General features: G+C 68.1%; 20 protein-coding genes. 6 read left to right on the top strand and 14 right to left on the bottom strand.

Annotation, left to right across the window (positions count from 1 at the left end):
• Positions 1 to 151 precede the first annotated feature (151 nt).
• The 4 genes from OG474_RS36340 to OG474_RS36325 all read left to right on the top strand — a co-directional run bounded on the left by OG474_RS36340 (position 152) and on the right by OG474_RS36325 (position 2,584).
• Positions 152 to 667: a hypothetical protein gene (locus OG474_RS36340; RefSeq protein ID WP_405058170.1), complete on the top strand. Its 516-nt coding sequence runs from the start codon at positions 152 to 154 to the stop codon at positions 665 to 667.
• On the top strand, positions 667 to 1,200 hold the full coding sequence (locus OG474_RS36335) for a hypothetical protein (protein WP_405058169.1): 534 nt from the start codon (positions 667 to 669) through the stop codon (positions 1,198 to 1,200). Before OG474_RS36340 ends, OG474_RS36335 begins: the two co-directional genes overlap by 1 nt.
• Positions 1,201 to 1,361: 161 nt before the next feature.
• Entirely contained in the window at positions 1,362 to 1,826 is a 465-nt protein-coding gene (locus OG474_RS36330) for a PPOX class F420-dependent oxidoreductase (RefSeq protein ID WP_405058168.1), read from the top strand.
• 32 nt (positions 1,827 to 1,858) lie between these two features.
• Positions 1,859 to 2,584: a PIG-L deacetylase family protein gene (locus OG474_RS36325; RefSeq protein WP_405058167.1), complete on the top strand. Its 726-nt coding sequence runs from the start codon at positions 1,859 to 1,861 to the stop codon at positions 2,582 to 2,584.
• A gap of 4 nt (positions 2,585 to 2,588) precedes the next feature.
• Here the strand turns inward: OG474_RS36325 and OG474_RS36320 are convergent, their stop codons facing one another.
• The 13 genes from OG474_RS36320 to OG474_RS36260 form a co-directional block, all read right to left on the bottom strand.
• Complete coding sequence (locus OG474_RS36320; RefSeq protein ID WP_405058166.1) at positions 2,589 to 3,278, bottom strand: GntR family transcriptional regulator; 690 nt, start codon at positions 3,276 to 3,278, stop codon at positions 2,589 to 2,591.
• Positions 3,279 to 3,385: 107 nt separating this feature from the next.
• Positions 3,386 to 4,333: an alcohol dehydrogenase catalytic domain-containing protein gene (locus tag OG474_RS36315; RefSeq protein ID WP_405058165.1), complete on the bottom strand. Its 948-nt coding sequence runs from the start codon at positions 4,331 to 4,333 to the stop codon at positions 3,386 to 3,388.
• Positions 4,334 to 4,385: 52 nt separating this feature from the next.
• Positions 4,386 to 5,297 carry an amidohydrolase family protein gene (locus OG474_RS36310; protein ID WP_405058164.1) on the bottom strand — a complete coding sequence of 304 codons (912 nt, stop codon included), beginning with the start codon at positions 5,295 to 5,297 and terminating at the stop codon, positions 4,386 to 4,388.
• A complete protein-coding gene (locus OG474_RS36305; RefSeq protein WP_405058163.1) occupies positions 5,287 to 5,676 on the bottom strand; it encodes a cupin domain-containing protein in 390 nt (129 codons plus the stop codon). Before OG474_RS36305 ends, OG474_RS36310 begins: the two co-directional genes overlap by 11 nt.
• Positions 5,676 to 7,259, bottom strand: a complete 1,584-nt coding sequence (locus OG474_RS36300; RefSeq protein ID WP_405058162.1) for an FAD-dependent monooxygenase — start codon at positions 7,257 to 7,259, stop codon at positions 5,676 to 5,678. Before OG474_RS36300 ends, OG474_RS36305 begins: the two co-directional genes overlap by 1 nt.
• Entirely contained in the window at positions 7,256 to 7,975 is a 720-nt protein-coding gene (locus OG474_RS36295) for an SDR family oxidoreductase (protein WP_405058161.1), read from the bottom strand. The genes OG474_RS36300 and OG474_RS36295 overlap by 4 nt, the downstream gene beginning before the upstream one ends.
• On the bottom strand, positions 7,972 to 8,679 hold the full coding sequence (locus OG474_RS36290) for a GntR family transcriptional regulator (RefSeq protein WP_405058160.1): 708 nt from the start codon (positions 8,677 to 8,679) through the stop codon (positions 7,972 to 7,974). Before OG474_RS36290 ends, OG474_RS36295 begins: the two co-directional genes overlap by 4 nt.
• Positions 8,676 to 9,512, bottom strand: coding sequence for a fumarylacetoacetate hydrolase family protein (locus tag OG474_RS36285; RefSeq protein WP_405058159.1), 837 nt, complete (start codon positions 9,510 to 9,512; stop codon positions 8,676 to 8,678). The genes OG474_RS36290 and OG474_RS36285 overlap by 4 nt, the downstream gene beginning before the upstream one ends.
• Before the next feature lies 1 nt (position 9,513).
• The gene (locus OG474_RS36280) at positions 9,514 to 9,948 is read right to left on the bottom strand and encodes a RidA family protein (RefSeq protein ID WP_405058158.1); all 435 of its coding nucleotides are present in this window, start codon (positions 9,946 to 9,948) and stop codon (positions 9,514 to 9,516) included.
• The gene (locus OG474_RS36275; protein ID WP_405058157.1) at positions 9,948 to 11,036 is read right to left on the bottom strand and encodes an Ldh family oxidoreductase; all 1,089 of its coding nucleotides are present in this window, start codon (positions 11,034 to 11,036) and stop codon (positions 9,948 to 9,950) included. Before OG474_RS36275 ends, OG474_RS36280 begins: the two co-directional genes overlap by 1 nt.
• On the bottom strand, positions 11,033 to 11,812 hold the full coding sequence (locus OG474_RS36270; RefSeq protein ID WP_405058156.1) for an ABC transporter permease: 780 nt from the start codon (positions 11,810 to 11,812) through the stop codon (positions 11,033 to 11,035). Before OG474_RS36270 ends, OG474_RS36275 begins: the two co-directional genes overlap by 4 nt.
• Positions 11,809 to 12,612: an ABC transporter ATP-binding protein gene (locus tag OG474_RS36265; RefSeq protein ID WP_405058155.1), complete on the bottom strand. Its 804-nt coding sequence runs from the start codon at positions 12,610 to 12,612 to the stop codon at positions 11,809 to 11,811. Before OG474_RS36265 ends, OG474_RS36270 begins: the two co-directional genes overlap by 4 nt.
• Positions 12,613 to 12,618: 6 nt before the next feature.
• Positions 12,619 to 13,635, bottom strand: a complete 1,017-nt coding sequence (locus tag OG474_RS36260; RefSeq protein ID WP_405058154.1) for an ABC transporter substrate-binding protein — start codon at positions 13,633 to 13,635, stop codon at positions 12,619 to 12,621.
• 380 nt (positions 13,636 to 14,015) lie between these two features.
• Here OG474_RS36260 and OG474_RS36255 point away from each other — a divergent pair, with 380 nt between their 5' ends.
• Positions 14,016 to 15,278 carry a sensor histidine kinase gene (locus OG474_RS36255; protein ID WP_405058153.1) on the top strand — a complete coding sequence of 421 codons (1,263 nt, stop codon included), beginning with the start codon at positions 14,016 to 14,018 and terminating at the stop codon, positions 15,276 to 15,278.
• A gap of 5 nt (positions 15,279 to 15,283) precedes the next feature.
• Positions 15,284 to 15,940: a response regulator gene (locus OG474_RS36250; RefSeq protein ID WP_405058152.1), complete on the top strand. Its 657-nt coding sequence runs from the start codon at positions 15,284 to 15,286 to the stop codon at positions 15,938 to 15,940.
• Here the strand turns inward: OG474_RS36250 and OG474_RS36245 are convergent.
• Positions 15,937 to 16,488 (bottom strand): MarR family winged helix-turn-helix transcriptional regulator, encoded by a 552-nt coding sequence (locus OG474_RS36245; protein ID WP_405058151.1) that lies wholly within the window; start codon positions 16,486 to 16,488, stop codon positions 15,937 to 15,939. The genes OG474_RS36250 and OG474_RS36245 overlap by 4 nt on opposite strands.
• Between the last annotated feature and the right edge of the window lie 11 nt (positions 16,489 to 16,499).

Below are 16,499 nucleotides of genomic sequence, written 5' to 3'. Positions count from 1 at the left end.
CAACCACTTTGACGCCCGGCAAATGGTCGAGCGGTGCTCAACGTCGTACGAGCGGCCCGCTTTGAGCGCCCGTCAACCACGTTCGCGGGGGCGAGAGTGACTGAACCGTGCTCAAGGCCGGGTGAGCCAGTGGCCGCGCTAGGGTCCGGGCATGCTCCGCGTCGATCATCCCCGCTTCCGCAGCGCGCTCCAGGAGATCGAGGACAGCATCGACACCGCCTGGAACACGCTCTGCGCCGACTCCGGCGTCACACCCGGTACGCCGGAAGCCCAGGAGCTCGCTCAGATCGTCCTGCAGGACACCTCCGAGTTCGGCTGGCGAGTCGTGGACGGTGCGCTCAAGCAGCTGACCTGCACCGAGTGCGGCTCCGGACTGGGCACCGGCCCCCTCGGATGCACCGCCTGCGACCTCGCGAACGGCTTACGCTTCGCCGCCCAGGAGGTGGGCAACGAGCACACCATCCGCGTCTCCTCCGCGGTCGCCCGCACGCGCACCCGCTACACCCCACGCGCCCGCACCAGCTACGAGCTACTGCTGCCCGGGCTGCTCGAAAGCAAGCTACCCACCACCGCGCAGTTTCAGCGGGCGAAAGACCTGATCAACCAGCTCACCGACGACGAGCTGGAGCAGCTGATCGACCCCGCCCCCTTCTTCGGCGTCCTCTGATGGGCAACCTGCGGATCAACGACCCCCGCTTCCGCAGCGCACTGCAGGAGATCGAGGACAGCATCGACACCGCCTGGAACACGCTCTGCGCCGACTCCGGCGTCACACCCGGTACGCCGGAAGCCCAGGAGCTCGCTCAGATCGTCCTGCAGGACACCTCCGAGTTCGGCTGGCGAGTCGTGGACGGTGCGCTCAAGCAGCTGACCTGCACCGAGTGCGGTTCCGGCCTAGGCGCCGGCCCACTCGGATGCACCGCCTGCGACCTCGCGAACGGCTTCCGCTTCGCCGCCCGGGAGACCGACCGCCCGGACGCGATGTCCCGCAACGAGCACGCACTCCGGGTGTCCTCGGCCGTCGCTCGCACCCGCCACCGCTACACCCCGCGCGCCCGCACCGGCTACGAGATCGTCCTGCCCATGCTCCTGGCCGGCAAGATCCCCACCACCCCACAGGCCCAGCGCGCCAAGGACCGCATCAACAAACTCACCGACGACCAACTCGAACAGCTGATCCCCTGCGACGAAGACCTCTGACCTTTGAGCACGGTTCAGTCATTTCCGCGCGCCAAAAGTGGTTGATGGATGCTCAAGGTGCAACCCGGCCGCGGCCTTGAGCACGGCTCAGTCACTTCCGCGCGCCGAAAATGGTTGGTGGGTGCTCAAAGTGCGGCGGGGGCGGGACCTAGGGTGGTGGCATGGCGAAGACGATTGCTACTAATACCAAGGTTGATCTCGAGGGGTTGCTGGAGTTTGTGCGGCCGCGTCATCACATGCTGCTGATCACGACCCGCGCGAACGGTACGCCGCAGGCCTCGCCGGTGTCGGGTGGTGTCGACGAGCAGGGGCGGATCGTCATCTCGTCGTACCCGGAGCGCGCCAAGAGCACCAACGTCGAGCGGAACCCGCAGACCAGTGTTGTGGTGCTCTCTGATGAGTGGAACGGCGCGTGGGTGCAGGTGGACGGCGAGGGCGAGGTCATCCAGCTGCCGGACGCGGTGGAGCCGCTCGTGGACTACTACCGCTCCATCTCCGGCGAGCACCCCGACTGGGACGAGTACCGCGAGGCCATGCGTGCCCAGGGCAAGTGCCTCATCCGCATCACGCCCACCCGCTGGAGCCCGCTGGCCACCGGCGGCTTCCCCGCTCACCTCGCCGACTGAGACCGCCCGAGACCGCCTGAGACCAACTGCCGATGCCGACAGCGCTGGTGATTCACGCCCATCCGGACGACGAGGTCTTCGCCACCGGCGCTGCCACCAGTGTCCTCAGCTCCGAGGGCTGGCAGGTCGCGCTCCGCGTCGCCACCGCCGGAGTCGGTACGGCGGCCAACCGGCTCCCCGGCTCCTGCGAGCTGCTGGGGATCCACGAGTGGGACTGGCTCGGCGGCTCCGACCGCTGGATCGACGACGGCGGCCAGGGCGGACCGCGAACTGTGGCGGCGGCCGACCCGAGTGCGATCGCAGCGGAGGTGGTCAAGGCCATCCGCGGACGAACGCCTGACCTGGTCCTCACGGTGGGCAGCGACGGTCTGACCGGTCACCCGGACCACATCGCCGTCTCGCGAGCAGTTCAGCTGGCCGTCCGGCAGGAGCCCCGTCGCACCTTGGGCGCCCGTCTCCGCGCACAGGATGTCCGAGCCGGCCAGGACCTCCTAAAGCAGCTCCTCCCCGACGCGCAGATCGGCTCAGGCAGAGTCGTCGGTTGTCCCGAGGGCACCGAGCTGGAGCTGGTCGAGGGCGCCTCGGAGGACAGCAGGCGACAGGCGCTCGACCAGTACTACGACCGGCTCGGCACCGGGCCACTCGCCGAGCTGGTGCGCACCCACAACAGTCGCAGCGACGGGCTGCTGCTCCGTGCGGTCTTCGACGCCACCGGCTGGCAGTACGACCGCTTCGAAGTGCTCTGCCCTGGCGCCTGAGGATTCAGGTTCGGGTACGGCGTTCCATGGTTTCGGTGATGCGCTTCATCGCGCCTTCGAGGTGGTCGCGGAGGGCGGTCTCGGCGCCGGGCTCGTCGTGGGCCATGCAGGCGTCGAGGATGGCCTGGTGTTCGCGGCGGGTCTGCTCGATGCGGGCCTTGGTCTGGCGGGAGCCGAAGCGGTAGCGCTCGCTGTTCTGCCAGACGGGCTCGATGGCGCGCGGCAGCCAGCGGGAGCCGCCGGCGCGGTAGATCGCGAAGTGGAACTCGGTGTGCGCCTGGCGGGAGGCGATGTTGTCGCCGAGTTTGGAGAGGCGGACGTGCTCGGCCAGCGCGGTGCGGGCGGCGGCCGCGTCGGCGTCGGTGAAGCGGGTGGCGGCGGCGCGGACGGCGAGGGACTCCAGCGACAGGCGGGTCTGGTGGGTGTCGCGGAGGTCTTCGACCGACAGCTCGCGGACCCAGGCGCCCTTGTGGGGCACGATCTCGACCAGTCCGAGCGCGGCCATCCGGCGCAGTCCCTCACGGATCGGCATCTGGCTCATGTCCAGCCGTTTGGCGAGCTCCTCGAGCCGGAGCGCCGTACCGCTGGGCAGTTCACCGGACAGGATGAGCTCGTGCAGTTCGGCGGCTGCTTCCTCGGCGAGAGTACGACGGCCGGTCGGTCCCCCAGGCGTGAGCTCGAGTCGTCGGGTCATTGGGTGCGGGCTGCCTCTCTCCTCCACACAGAACAGCTCTGGGAGGTAACCGTACGGCAGGCCGGGCCGTCACCGCGCCTTCGCCGACAGATTGCTCAGCTCCGGCTTCAGCCGAGCGCGGTCAGATCCAGCAAAAACCGTTCACCGGAAGCGGATCGGTCCAGAACGTCACTGATCCGGCTGGCCGGCAACAGCTCGACTTCCGACCGCAGCCGCGCCGGTGCGATGTCCGCCAGGGCCTGTCCGACCGCACCGGGCTCGAGTGTCGTCCGCTGCACGTTGACCGGCAGCACTCGCAGGTCACGACCGATCAGCTGATGCAGGTCGAGTGTTGTGAACTCACCAGTCTTGTAACCCAGTAGGGCGATTCGCCCGCCCGGTGTGATGTGTCCGAGCACCCCACTGGTCACCGGACCGCCCAGAGTGTCGATCGCAAGGTCACACCACGGCAGGTCGCGACCAACCTGACCCAGTTCGTCCACACGCACGATCTGGTCGACCAGATCACCAACCAGCCCCACCGACTCGGACACTCCGGCCAGTCCGATCACTCGCGCCGCACCTGCCGACCGGGCGACCGCTGCGCACAGTCGCGCGACCAGTCCGGTGATACCGGTGACGACGACCGTCTCACCAGCGAGCACCTGACCAACTCGCCGTACGGCGGTGTGCGCCGTCAACGCTGGTGTCAGCAACGTCAGGGCGGTCGCGGGCTCCATGGACGCCGGCACCGGATGCACAGCAGCGTCGGGCACAACGGCGTACCGGCCCCACAGCCCAGATCTGGTCACGCCGATGCCTTCACCACGCAGCACCACACCGGCGCCAGCCTCGGCGACCGCCGAACTGACCACCACTCCGAACCCCTCGGAACCCGGAGTAAATGGCGCATCCGGCTGGTTGCCGCCGAGCACCGCCCGATCCTGCGATGTCACCGCAGCGAGCTGCATCTCGACCAGCGTCTCCCCCGGCCCGGCGGTCAGCTCGATCGCCTCGACCGCCAGCTCCGGTCCGGGCCCGTGACTCCGCAGCACGGTCCCCGCTTGTGACCTCATCTGTCCCCCATTTGATATCTGATCACGACAACATCCGACGGAAACCGCCACCTCACGGGGCGGAGACCTCCTTGGCCAGCGGCACGGTCAGCTCCCCAGCTGTCGCCGCACGCTCGCCCACCACCGCATCGCTGCCCATCGGGAACGGCCAGTCGCTCCCGGCCAGCACATGAGCGGCACCGAAGGTCTTCACGAGCAACTGCAGCATGGCCTCGTCATGCACCAGGTCGTCGACGTAGAAGCTGCGAACCGCCTCCGCCACCGGCATCGAGAGCTCGTCGATCCCCGGCCGGCCGGTCTCCACCCCGCGCTGCCACCGTCCAGCCACCGCCGCGGTCACCCCTCCCCCATGACACAAACAGAACCGGATCCCCGGGAACCGGCCCGGCACATCCGCGAAGACCAGTGACGCCGCGGCCAGCCCGGTCTCGTACGGATTCCCCAACAGGTTCGACAAGTAGAACGAGTGGAGCCGCTTGTCGTCACTGTGTCCTGGATGAATCAGCGTGAAGGCTTCCAGCTCGTTCAGCACCTTCCAGACCGCATCCAGCCCCGCGTAGTCCGGCGTACCAAGTGCGAACCCGCTGAACACGCCCTCGCGAGCAAGGGCGGCAGCCACAGCAGGAGCCGCCGGATCGAGCAGCGGCAGGTGACCAAGCACCCGCAGCTGCGGTGTGGCGAGCTCACGCAGCCCCTGGTTCAAAAGCTCGGCCCACTCGACACCTGCGTCGTATCTGAACAGAGCCGGCGGTACTGAGACCACTGCGCCCGCTAGCTCCTGGTCCGCGATCCACTGCAGCAGTGCGGCCGGGTCTGCGAGTCGTTTGAGCGGCAGCCGGTGACCGTCGACCACCAGCGAGCCGCTGTCGACGGCCAGCCCGAACTCACCCCGGTACGCCGCCGTGAGCACAGTCGGCGGAATCAGGTGCGTGTGAACGTCCCAGCCCGCCATGTCAGCGCGCATCCTCGTCGTTGTCGTAGAACGAAGGCCGCTCCGGATAGTGCGGGCCGTCGTACACCTCCAGCAACACCGAGGTCTCTTCAGCCATCGTCGGCCCGTGCACAGAACCCCTGGGGTTCCAGTAGAAGCTGCCCTTGGTCAGCGTCACACCGGTCGGCACATACACGTACCGCCCGCTCAGGCAGAACATGAACTGGTTCGACGCATGCTTGTGCTCGGACGGGATCCCCGAGCCCTTCTCGAAACGCACCAACGCGATCGACGCCTCGGTCTCCGGGTCACGCCAGAGCATCTTGTGCGACAGCCCGCACAGAGACTTCTCGACCCAGTCGAGGTCCTCGGTCTGCAGCAATAGCTCACGCAGCGGCTCGTCGAAGGTCATCAGCCCTCCTCCCGAGGCACAGGCCGACCGGTCACCCGGGTGTAGAGCTCGGCAGCCACACCAGGCCGCAGCGGCGCTACAGCGGCCACATGCCCGTCCGGCCGCAGCAGTACGACGCTGTCCGCCGGTACGCCGTACCTGTTCGTCACAACGCTTCCCGGATCGAACAGCGACCGGTCCCGCAGCCCCGAGTCGTGCGGCGCGTCCCAGCGAGACACCGCGTAGTGCTGCAGCGCGGGTGAGTCGTTGACCGGGATGTCCGGCCGCCGACGCACGTCCGTGAAGTACAGCGCGACGAACGAGTCCCGCACCAGGTCGTGCACAGTCACCCGCCCGGCCGGCCCCTGCAGGGCCAAGTCAGGCGCACGGTCACCAGCCCGGACGGCGGGCGGCTCGGCGGTCGTGGCCACCATCGACCAGTCCCCCACACCGTCCACGTCCAATCGCACACTGAGCAAAGTCCTCGTGTACGCCGTCGCCCAGTCGCTCGTGTCAGCGGTCACCGCGCCGAGCTGGTGGGACATGTACTTCCGGGCCGCCTCGGCCATCTCGCCGGACCCGTTGACCGCGACCGGCCGCTGCTCCTGCTCGTAGCCGTCCAGCAACGACGGGTCCGCCCAGCCACGCAGCACCCAGGCCAACCGCCAGGGCAGGTTGGACGCATCGAGCGCACCGGTGTTCAGACCGAGCGCCCACATCGGAGTGATCAGGTGCGCGGCATCACCCATCAGGAACACCTTGCGATCGACCGTCCACTTGTCGGCGACCCGATGGTGCACGTTGTAGATGACCGTGCCGAGCAGCTCGATCCGGTCGACTTCACCGATGAACTGCTTCACCTTCACCAGCAGGTCTTCGTCACCCGGTGTCTCCGCCCCCGGCGCGAGCGGGAACAGGAACCGCCAGTTGTCCGGCTGGCGGATCAGCACCATCCACTCGGTCCGGTCCGCGAAGTACGCGAGGTACGGGTAGTCGCGGGCGTTGTCGACGTCCAGGTCCACCGCAACGTCGATCAGCATGTACCGCTCGGGCAGCGTCTCGCCCACCACCGGCACACCGAGCGCATCACGGATCTTGCTCCGGCCACCGTCGCATGCCAGCAGTTGCGCGGCCTCCAGCGTCTGCGGACCGTCCGGTGTCTCCACCTGCAGCACGACGCGATCGTCCAGCACCTCGAACGACGTCACGCGGTGCTGTAGCCGGACACTGTGCCCAGCGCGCTCCAGCGCGGCCGCGAGGATCGGCTCCATCCGCTGCTGCGGCAGGTTGATCACGAACGGGAACTGCGTGTCGTTCATCAGCTCGGCCAGCCGCACCGACGCCCGCGGCGTGTTGGTGGCCCGGTCGATGTCACCGATCTCGTCGATCCGGACAGCCGCGTTCAGGATCTCCTCGACCGCGCCGTACCGGTTCCAGATCTCCAGGGTCCGGCTCAGCGTCGTACCGGCCTTGGTGTCGGACGACAGCGTCGCGTCCTCCTCCAGGAGCAGGAACGGTACGCCGTAATGCGCGAGACCGAGTGCGGTGGTCAGACCGATCGGTCCGGCACCGACGACGACAACGGGCAGCTGGTCAGCAGTCAAGAGTCACCCCTCGAGAAGGCACGCTCGCGGGTCAGCGTCGACCCGGTCATCGTGGCCGCATCGGACAGCAGGAACAGCAACGGGCCGACCACGTCCTCGGGGTCGCCGATCCCTATCGTCTCCCGCCAGTGGTCCCGGTCCACACCCTGGTTCGCACTGCGGAACTGCTCGGTGTCGATCACCCCCGGCGCCACCACGTTCACCCGCACCCGGTCCGCAGCCACTTCGGCCGCCAGTGTCTTCGCAAAGGCGACCAGCCCGGCCTTGCTCGTCGCGTACGCCGCCGCGCCCGGATACCCGGTCGACGCCATCCCCGAGGTGAACACCACGACCGAACCGGACCGCTGCGCCACCATCTGCGGTACGACGGCCTGACACACCCACACGACACCGTCCAGGTTCACCTGCAGCGTGCGCGTCCACTCCGCCGGATCCAGGTCCAGTACGGCGGAACGCGGCTGCACGGCCGCACCGGCGACCAGACCGTCGATCCGCCCGTACTGCGCGACCACTCCAGCGACCGCACGATCCACAGCCGCGCGGTCTGCCACGTCCACCCGCACAAACCCGACAGCCGGATCAGCCGGCGGAACCACATCGAACACCACAGCAGTCCCGCCGTACGACGTGATCGCTGCCGCCAGCGCCGCACCGATGCCCTGAGCGCCACCGGTGATCACCACCACGGCTCCCGTCGCGTCGAAGCTCGCTCTCACGAGGGCTCCTGAGCAGACTCGGTCCGCCTGGTCATGGTGTCGGTGATCCGCTGGAACGCACCAGCCAGGTGATCGTGCAGGGCCGCCTCAGCACCAGCTACGTCCCGCGCAGCGCAGGCATCGAGGATCGCCTGGTGCTCGCGCCGGTTCTGCTCGATCATCGCCGCGGTGAGCCGACTACCGAACCGGTAGCGCTCAGAGTTCTGCCAGACCGGCTCGATGGCTCGCGGCAACCACTGCGACCCGCTGGCCCGGTAGATGGCGAAGTGGAACTCCGCATGCGCGTCCCGAGCACCAGCGAGGTCCTGGGCCTGCGACAGCCGCAGGTGATCGGCCAGCGCAGCCGCCGCCTTCTCAGCGTCGGCCTCGGTGAACCGCTCCGCCGCCGCACGGACAGCCAGCGACTCCAGCGCCAGCCGCGTCTCGTGCGTGTCCCGCAGGTCCTCCAGAGACAGGTCACGCACCCAGGCACCGCGGTGCGGGATGATCTCGACCAGTCCGAGCGCCTCCAGCCGCCGCAGTCCCTCCCGGACCGGCATCTGGCTCATCTCGAGCCGGTTGGCTAGCTCCACGAGCCGCAACGGCGTACCGCTGGGCAGCTCACCGGACAGGATCAGCTGGTGCAGCTCAGCGGCCGCATGCTCAGCCAGCGTCCGGCGCCCACCCCGACCGCCACCAGACAACAGCTCCAAAGGTCCATTCATACGCGCACCACCCGATTCCGAAGTTCACCGAGCTTGTCGGCGCGAGTGACCACTACATCGCCGTCCTGCAAGAACACCTGCGGGTCCCGGGCGTTGCCGATCCCGGCCGGCGTCCCGGTCAGCAGCAGGTCGCCCGGCCGCAACGTCATCCCGAACGACAGCTCACTGATCAGCGTCGCCACGTCGAACGCCATCTGCCGCGTCGATGCGTCCTGCCGCACCTCACCGTTCACCAGGCACTGCAACTGGATGTCCTGCGGGTCTACCAACTCATCGGCCGTCACGATCCACGGCCCGAGCGGCATGGTGTTGTCGATGCTCTTGCCCTTCAGCCATTGACCACCATGGGCGCGCTGCAGATCCCGCTGCGACACATCGTTGGCCAGCGTGTAGCCCCACACGTAGGACCGTGCGTCGGCGACCGAGATGTTCCGGCCGGTCTTGCCGATCACCAGCGCCACCTCGGCCTCGTAGTCCCATTTCGACGAGATCGCCGGGTCCCACGCGATGTCGTCGTACGGGCCGATCACCACATCCGGTCCCTTGGTGAAGAACGTCGGATGCAACGGCCGCTCGACGTCCTGGCCCTCGCGCTTGCCCTTGCTCTCCTCGAAGTGGTCCCAGTAGTTCCACCCCGTACACAGGATGTCCCGCCGGAACCGCCGCAACGGAGGCCGCAAAATGCCTGCAGCATAAGGGATCCGCTCGCCCGAGAACTCGGCGCCCGAAGCAATCACCTCGATCAAATCTGTTGCCACCAGCAACAGAACCGAGTCTCCCTCGAGTACGCCGGGCCGTTCCACCCCGTCGTACGAAACCATCACGTACCGCATCTCAGGTCCACTCAACTCCGCGCATGGAATCACCTCCAGATGGAGCGATCACAGCGATCGCACTGATCTCGATCAGATAATCCGGATGCGCCAGCTTGCTGACCTCGACCATCGTCGAGGCCGGCAGCGGTTCGCTGAAGTACTGCGCGCGGACCTCGTGGATCTTCGCGAAGTCCTCCATGTTGCGCACGTACACATCCACCCGGCACACGTCCGCCAGGGTCCCGCCGGCCGCGCGGACCGCGGTGGAGACGTTCTCGCACACCTGCCGCGTCTGCTCGCGGATGTCGCCGACGCCGGCGATGCTGCCGTCCGGACGCCGCGCGGTCATCCCGGAGACGAACACCATCCGTCCGCTCGCCGCGACCGTGGTCGCCTGCGAGAACACGCCGTTCGGGCTGTGCAGTTCGGTTGTCGAGATCTGCATCTTCGCCATCAGTTGAGCACCCCTCCGGCCGGGATGACGGCGCCGACCGCGCGAGCGGCCGCCAAAAGTCCGTCCAGTCCCGACCTCTCGATCAGTACGCCGTTACGTCGCTGGTGCGCCGCGCGCTCCGCCTCGATCTCGCCCGGCAGGTAGAGCCGCTCGACCCCCGGCGCGGTCGCGCTGCCGCGGACCCGGGCGGCGAGCCCGGACGAGCGGCGGCGGAAGTTCTCGGCGCCGCCGAGCAGCTCCGGATCGATCGCAAGAAACAGATGCGCACAGTCGTTCGGCCGGTCCGGCTCGCGATACAGCGGGCGCACCTGATCGCCCCAGCCGCCACCGCTCAGCACCCCGGTCAGTACGTCGATCATCAGCGCCAGCCCGAAGCCCTTGTGGCCGGCAGCCGGCAGCAGCATGCCGAGCACGGCCTCCTCCGGATCCGTCGTCGGCGTACCGGACGGATCGGTGGCCCAGGTGTCCGGGATCGGCCGCCCGGCCGAGGCCGCCAGCCGAATCTTGCCCAGGGCAACAGCCGACAACGCCATGTCCAGCACGATCTCAGCACCAGAAGCAGTCGGTACGGCGATCGCCAGCGGGTTGTTGCCGACCAGCCGCTCGGCCCCACCCGGCGCCGGCATCAACGGTGTCGTGTTCGACATCGCGATACCGATACACCCGGCCTGCGCGGCCTGCATGGCCCACCGACTGGCCGCGCCGAAGTGATGCGCGTTCCGGACCGACACCAGACCGATGCCGTACCGCCCGGCGCGCTCGATCGCCTGCCCCATCGCCTGCGGGCTGGACAGCTGACCCATCCCACCGCGCGCATCCACGACCAGCGCCGCACCGGCATCGGACACCACGTCGAGCTCGCGCTCCCGGGTAACCCCGCCGGCGTTCAGGCGATCGACGTACATCGGGACCAGCATGACGCCGTGCGAGCTGACCCCGCGCAGGTCGGCCTCGACCAGCGCGATCGCGATCGACGCGGCGTCGTCCGGCTCGAAACCGACCGCACTGAAGACGGCCGAGACTGTTGCCTCCAGCCACGACGGCCTGACCAGCACCCGGCGGTCGGCGTCGGAAGCCTGGGTCGTCACCGGCGTTCCTGCGCCCACGGCAGGAGCAGATGCTCGAGCAGTACCAGCCCGTAGAACAAGACGATGCTCATGATGCTGAGCAGGGTGATCGAGGCGAACGCCAGCGCGGTGTCCGCGGCCGCACCGGACTGCTGGATCAGATAGCCCAGCCCCGCGGTCGAGCCGACGAACTCACCGATCACCGAACCGATCACGGCCAGCGAGATCGCGACCTTGAGCCCGGTGAAGATCTGCGGCATCGCGTGCCAGATCCGGAGCTTGAAGAACTCCTGGGCCCGGCTCGCGTTCAGCGACCGGAGCAGCTCGACCAGCTCGGCCGGGGTCGACTTCATCCCCTGCGCGGTCGAGATCACGATCGGGAAGAAACACATCAGCAGCACCATCAGGACCTTCGGCGCCTGCCCGAACCCCATCCACACCACCAGCAACGGCGCGATCGCGAGCTTCGGGATCGCGTTCACCATCAGCAGCAACGGATAGACGAGCCGCTCGAGAATCGCCGACCGGACGATCAGCAGGGCGATCGGGATACCGGTCACGATCGCGAGCGCGAACCCCTCGATCGTCTCCAGCAGCGAGGTCCAGGTGGCGCTCATCAGCATCACCGGGTCCTTGACGAACCGGGCCAGCACATCGGGCGGACTAGGCACCAGGTACGTCGGGATCGTGAAGACGACCGTGGCCAGCCACCACAACCCGATCGCCGCGACCAGGCCGGCGATCGGCAGCAGGACGGCGGAAGCGGGCGAGTCGGTCCACCAGGAACGTCTCGTCATCGCGGCCACACCTCGTCGACCAGCCGCTCGGCGATCGGCGGGGTCTTGTCCGCGAGCAACGCGTGCAACCGGGCACTGATCCGGGCCACGTCTTCCGCGTGCCCGTTCTGACCGAGACTGCGCGGGCGCGGAATCCCGATCTCGACGACGTCACGCATCCGGCCCGGCCGCGGCGACAGCACCACAGCCCGATCGGCCAGTACGACGGCTTCCTCGATCGAGTGCGTGACGAACACGATCGTGGTCGACAGCTCCATCTTGATCCGCTGCAGCTCTTCGGACAGCTCGGTCCGGGTGAGTGCGTCGAGCGCGGAGAACGGCTCGTCCATCAGCATCACCTGCGGATCGCGGATCAGCGACCGGCACAGCGACACCCGCTGCTGCATGCCGCCGGACAGCTCGTGCGGTAACCGCCGCTCGAAGCCTTGTAACCCGACCAGCTCGAGCAGCTCATGCGCGCGGTTCTTGTACGCCGTACGGTCGCGGATCGTTCGGTCCAGTTCCACCGGCAGCAGCACATTGGACAGCACCGACCGCCAGGCCAGCAGCGCGGGGCGCTGGAACATGAAGGCGACATCCGGGCTCGGTCCGGTGACGGGCTTACCCGCCACCTGAACCGTGCCGGAGGTCGGAGACAGCAGTCCCGCGATCAGCCGGAGCAGGGTGGACTTGCCACACCCGGACCGGCCGATCAGCGTGACGAACTCACCGGCGCGGACGTGCAGGTCGATCTTCTCGAGGGCCGTGATCGGGCCCTCGCGTCCGTCGAAGACCTGCCCTACACCGTCCAGCCGGATCATCCGTGACTAGCCCTTCGGAGCCAGGTCGACCGTCACCACGTCGGACGGCTTGACCGCGCCGGCCGGCTGGATCGCCTTGGCGTTGCTCAGGATGTCGAGGACCTTCTGCACCCGTTCGGGATCCACCGCACCGAGCTGGACGTCCTTGCTCGGCTGCGAGTACGGCGTCATCAGCTTCAGTTCCTCGGTCGCCACCGTGACATCGGTGGTCGGCACGTACTTCTTCAGGATCTGCGCGGCCCCGGCCGGGTCCTTGATGGCGTCGTCCAGTCCCTTGAGCAGGGCGCCGGTGAACTTCTTCACCTGGTCCGGGTTCTCCTTGGCCAGGTCGGTCCGGGTCAGGATCGCGTTCCCGTACAGCTCCGGCAGCTGGTCGCCGTACGGCAGCACGACGGCCTTGCGGTGCTTGTCGTCGGCCTTCTCGACCAGCGGGACGCCGACCACGAACTGGCCGATGCCCTGCACCTTGCCCGACGAGAGCAGCTGCGGCAGGGTCGGCGGCGGCGCGCCGACGAAGTTGACCAGCTTGTCGTTGACGCCGACGCGCTGGGCGTAGACCGGGAACGTGACCTGGTTGGTCGATCCCGGCTGGTCGCCGATGTTCTTGTTCTCCAGGTCCTTGGGCGTCTTGATGCCGAGTCCCTCGAGGGAGACGATCGCGGCCATCGACTTCTGCTGGATCATCCCGACCGTGGTCACCGGCAGCTTCTGCTTGCCCAGGGTGATCGCGATCGCGGTGAAGTCCCCGATGCCGTAGTCGGCCTGCCCCCCGGCCACCTGCTTCATCACGTCGACGGTGCCGCTGCCGGGGCTGATCTTGACGTCGAACCCGGCATCCTTGAAGTAGTTCTTCTCGAGCGCGACGTACGCGTAGGCCTCACGACCGAACTGACCGAACGAGGTCAGATAGCTGACCTTCTTCAAGCTCGTGTCCGCGGTCTTGTCCCCACCGCTGTTACACGCGCTGACCAGGGCGAGCCCCAGGACCGCCGTCAGTGCGACGACGGAACGCCTCAACCTCATATCGACCTCTCTCATCCGATATTTGATCAAACATCAAATATGAAAGGGTGGTCAATCGGCCCACGGCGACTTCACAGTGACTTTACCTGCCCGTTGCGCACTGTGCTCCCCGCAGGTCCCGCTGGTGCCACCCGTCCTGGAGCCGTTCCCCTCGGACTGACCCTTCCCGGTCATTCCTCCCGCCCCGACCACAGACCGTACCCGCCCGGACAGCAGATCGCGACGCCCCCGAGGTGCCGATCCGGGACTTCGGCATCAAATTTACGTAAACCCTCAACCTCTTGTGATTCCGAGCACTTTCCGGGCACTCCCCCGGCCGACTGAGCCCGGTCACTCCGGCGAGGGAGGCCCGGACCCCCACGGTTTGACACCATGTGGGAGTGGTCAACGCAATCAGGTCCCTCGGCCGGGCGTCGACGTACCTGCGCTGGATCTATCTACTGATCGGCGCCGCCCTGGTCCTGGCCGTTCTGCTGGTCGGCAGCGCGGTCGGCGCACTGACGCACGACCTGAACCTGCCCGGTCCCGCCAGCGCCGTGATCCTGATCCTGCTCGGCGTTGCGCCACCGCTCGCGATCGGTCTCCTGCCCGCGGTGCGCGAGGTGGAAGGCATCGCGGTCTCGTCGCTGCTCGGCGTGAAGTTCGACGAGCGACCACTCGGCCCGGCGCGGACCTGGGCGCAGCGCCGCCGTACGTCCGCCTGGCTGACCCTGCACCTGGTGGCCGGCGGCCTGGTCGGAATACTCAGCACTATCGTCTTCGGGGCCGGACCGGTGTTCCTCGCGGCCCCGTTCCGCGCACAAGGTCGGCACAACTTCGCGCCAGGCATCTCGTACGACGTCACCGGGTCCTGGACGGACCTGTGGATGCCGCTTGTCGTGCTGGCCGCCCTGGCCGCACTGTTCCTGGTCTCGTCCGCCGTCGGCGCACTGCTCGCCCACCTGGCTCCACGCATCCTCGGCCCGACGGCAGCCGAGCGGATCGAACTGCTCGAACGCCGTACGGCGACGCTTGCCGAACGCAACCGTCTCGCCCGCGAACTGCACGACAGCGTCGGTCACGCACTCAGCCTGGTGACGATCCAGGCGGCGGCCGCCCGCCGGGTGCTGGCCAGCGACCCGGAATTCGCCGAGACCGCCTTAGAGGCGATCGAGACCTCGGCGCGGTCGGCGCTGGCCGATCTCGACCACGTGCTCGGACTCTTGCGCGACGACCGGCGCGCGGGTTCCGCGACCGCACCGCAGGCGACTCTCGACGACCTGGACCGACTGGTTCAATCCACACGGGCCGGCGGCATCACGGTCACGGTCGAACGCTTCGGTGCCCTCGACCGCCTACCATCCGCGGTCTCTCGCGAGGCCTACCGGATCCTCCAAGAGGGACTCACCAACGCGATCCGGCACGCCGGGCACCCGGACGACCAGCTCACCGTGGCGATCGACATCCGGCTGGATCCGTCCGGCCTCCGGCTGACCGTGACCAATCCGGTCAGCGGCGCCTCCAATCACACCGGTGGTGGCCGAGGACTGGCCGGCATCCGTGAAAGAGTCGCCGTACTGCGTGGCGCGGTCGCTGCCGGTCCGGACGACGAGGACTGGCGGCTGACGGTATCGCTGCCGATCGCGGTGACGACGAAGGGATGACAGGCATGACTCTGTCCGTGGTGGTGGTCGACGACGAGCCGCTGATCCGCAGTGGGCTGCGCGCGATCATCAACGCCGAGCCCGATCTCAACGTCGTCGGCGAGGCAGCAGACGGCGCCGAGGTCCTGCCGGTGGTCCGCCGTACGAAGCCGGACGTCGTGCTGATGGATGTGCGGATGCCCGCCGTCGACGGCATCCAGGCCACCCGGCTGCTGATCGACAGCCTCGACCCGGCACCGCGCGTCCTGGTGGTGACCACCTTCGAGAACGACGACTACGTGTACGACGCGCTGCGGGCGGGCGCGTCCGGCTTCCTGCTGAAGCGGACTCCGCCGGACGACATCATCGCCGCGATCCGCACCGTCGCGGGCAGTGAGTCGCTGCTGTTCCCGGAGGCGATCCGGGCGCTCGCGCTGGCGCACGTCGGCGCCCAACCGGCGCGGCCGACCGGGCTCGACGAGTACCAGCTGACCGACCGCGAACAGGAAGTCCTGCGGCTGATGGCGCGCGGCCTGTCGAACGCGGAGATCGCGAGCGAGCTGATCCTCGGACTGCAGACGGTCAAGACCCACGTGGCGAACGTGCTCGCCAAACTGAATTCCCGTGACCGCACCCAAGCGGTCATCAAGGCCTACGAGTCAGGCTTCGTGCCCCTGCACTAAGTAGTAGCGGGGTCGACGTTCTCGTCGGCCAACGCACAGGCGTTGTGCAGCGGATCGATCGCATCCGCCTTGAGGGCGACCCGCCGGAGCAGCCGGCGGAAGCTGAGCCGCTCGTCGTCATCCAGGCTGCCGAGCACCTCGTCCTCGGTGGCCGTCAGCCGCCGCTCGAGGTCACAGAGCGTTTCCTTGCCCTGATCGGTCGGCACGATCAGGCGGGCCCGGCGGTCGGCCGGATCCGGCTGGCGCTGCACCAGCCCGGCCTTCTCCAGATCGTCGAGCAGATATGTCATCACCGTGCGATCGACGCCGAGCTGGGCAGCCAGGTCGAGCTGCCGCCGCGGGCCTTCGGCGTTCACCGTGGCCAGCACCTGATACCCGCGCGGCCCACCCGGTACGTCGTCGAGCGCGGCACCGGAGGCCTTCGCATACCGGCGGAAGACGACGCCGAGCGCCCAGCCGAGATCGGTCTCGACCGACGCACCACTAGCCGTCCGCGGCGCTACGCCACGGGCCGTCTTGGTCTCGACATCCGCCGGAGTGCTGGTCACGAGCCCAGTCT

Source organism: Kribbella sp. NBC_01505 (assembly GCF_045040285.1).
GTDB lineage: Bacteria > Actinomycetota > Actinomycetes > Propionibacteriales > Kribbellaceae > Kribbella.
The sequence above is the reverse complement of the archived record's forward strand: the minus strand, read 5'-3'. Positions and strand labels throughout refer to the sequence as shown.

What these genes read in the sequence shown, in the direction of transcription:
- OG474_RS36285 (WP_405058159.1), bottom strand. Translation starts at nt 9,512, where the DNA reads ATGCGGTACGTGATGGTTTCGTACGACGGGGTGGAACGGCCCGGCGTA.
- OG474_RS36290 (WP_405058160.1), bottom strand. Translation starts at nt 8,679, where the DNA reads ATGAATGGACCTTTGGAGCTGTTGTCTGGTGGCGGTCGGGGTGGGCGC.
- OG474_RS36270 (WP_405058156.1), bottom strand. Translation starts at nt 11,812, where the DNA reads ATGACGAGACGTTCCTGGTGGACCGACTCGCCCGCTTCCGCCGTCCTG.
- OG474_RS36265 (WP_405058155.1), bottom strand. Translation starts at nt 12,612, where the DNA reads ATGATCCGGCTGGACGGTGTAGGGCAGGTCTTCGACGGACGCGAGGGC.
- OG474_RS36335 (WP_405058169.1), top strand. Translation starts at nt 667, where the DNA reads ATGGGCAACCTGCGGATCAACGACCCCCGCTTCCGCAGCGCACTGCAG.
- OG474_RS36250 (WP_405058152.1), top strand. Translation starts at nt 15,284, where the DNA reads ATGACTCTGTCCGTGGTGGTGGTCGACGACGAGCCGCTGATCCGCAGT.
- OG474_RS36340 (WP_405058170.1), top strand. Translation starts at nt 152, where the DNA reads ATGCTCCGCGTCGATCATCCCCGCTTCCGCAGCGCGCTCCAGGAGATC.
- OG474_RS36320 (WP_405058166.1), bottom strand. Translation starts at nt 3,278, where the DNA reads ATGACCCGACGACTCGAGCTCACGCCTGGGGGACCGACCGGCCGTCGT.
- OG474_RS36260 (WP_405058154.1), bottom strand. Translation starts at nt 13,635, where the DNA reads ATGAGGTTGAGGCGTTCCGTCGTCGCACTGACGGCGGTCCTGGGGCTC.
- OG474_RS36325 (WP_405058167.1), top strand. Translation starts at nt 1,859, where the DNA reads ATGCCGACAGCGCTGGTGATTCACGCCCATCCGGACGACGAGGTCTTC.
- OG474_RS36330 (WP_405058168.1), top strand. Translation starts at nt 1,362, where the DNA reads ATGGCGAAGACGATTGCTACTAATACCAAGGTTGATCTCGAGGGGTTG.
- OG474_RS36305 (WP_405058163.1), bottom strand. Translation starts at nt 5,676, where the DNA reads ATGACCTTCGACGAGCCGCTGCGTGAGCTATTGCTGCAGACCGAGGAC.
- OG474_RS36280 (WP_405058158.1), bottom strand. Translation starts at nt 9,948, where the DNA reads ATGGCGAAGATGCAGATCTCGACAACCGAACTGCACAGCCCGAACGGC.
- OG474_RS36310 (WP_405058164.1), bottom strand. Translation starts at nt 5,297, where the DNA reads ATGCGCGCTGACATGGCGGGCTGGGACGTTCACACGCACCTGATTCCG.
- OG474_RS36315 (WP_405058165.1), bottom strand. Translation starts at nt 4,333, where the DNA reads ATGAGGTCACAAGCGGGGACCGTGCTGCGGAGTCACGGGCCCGGACCG.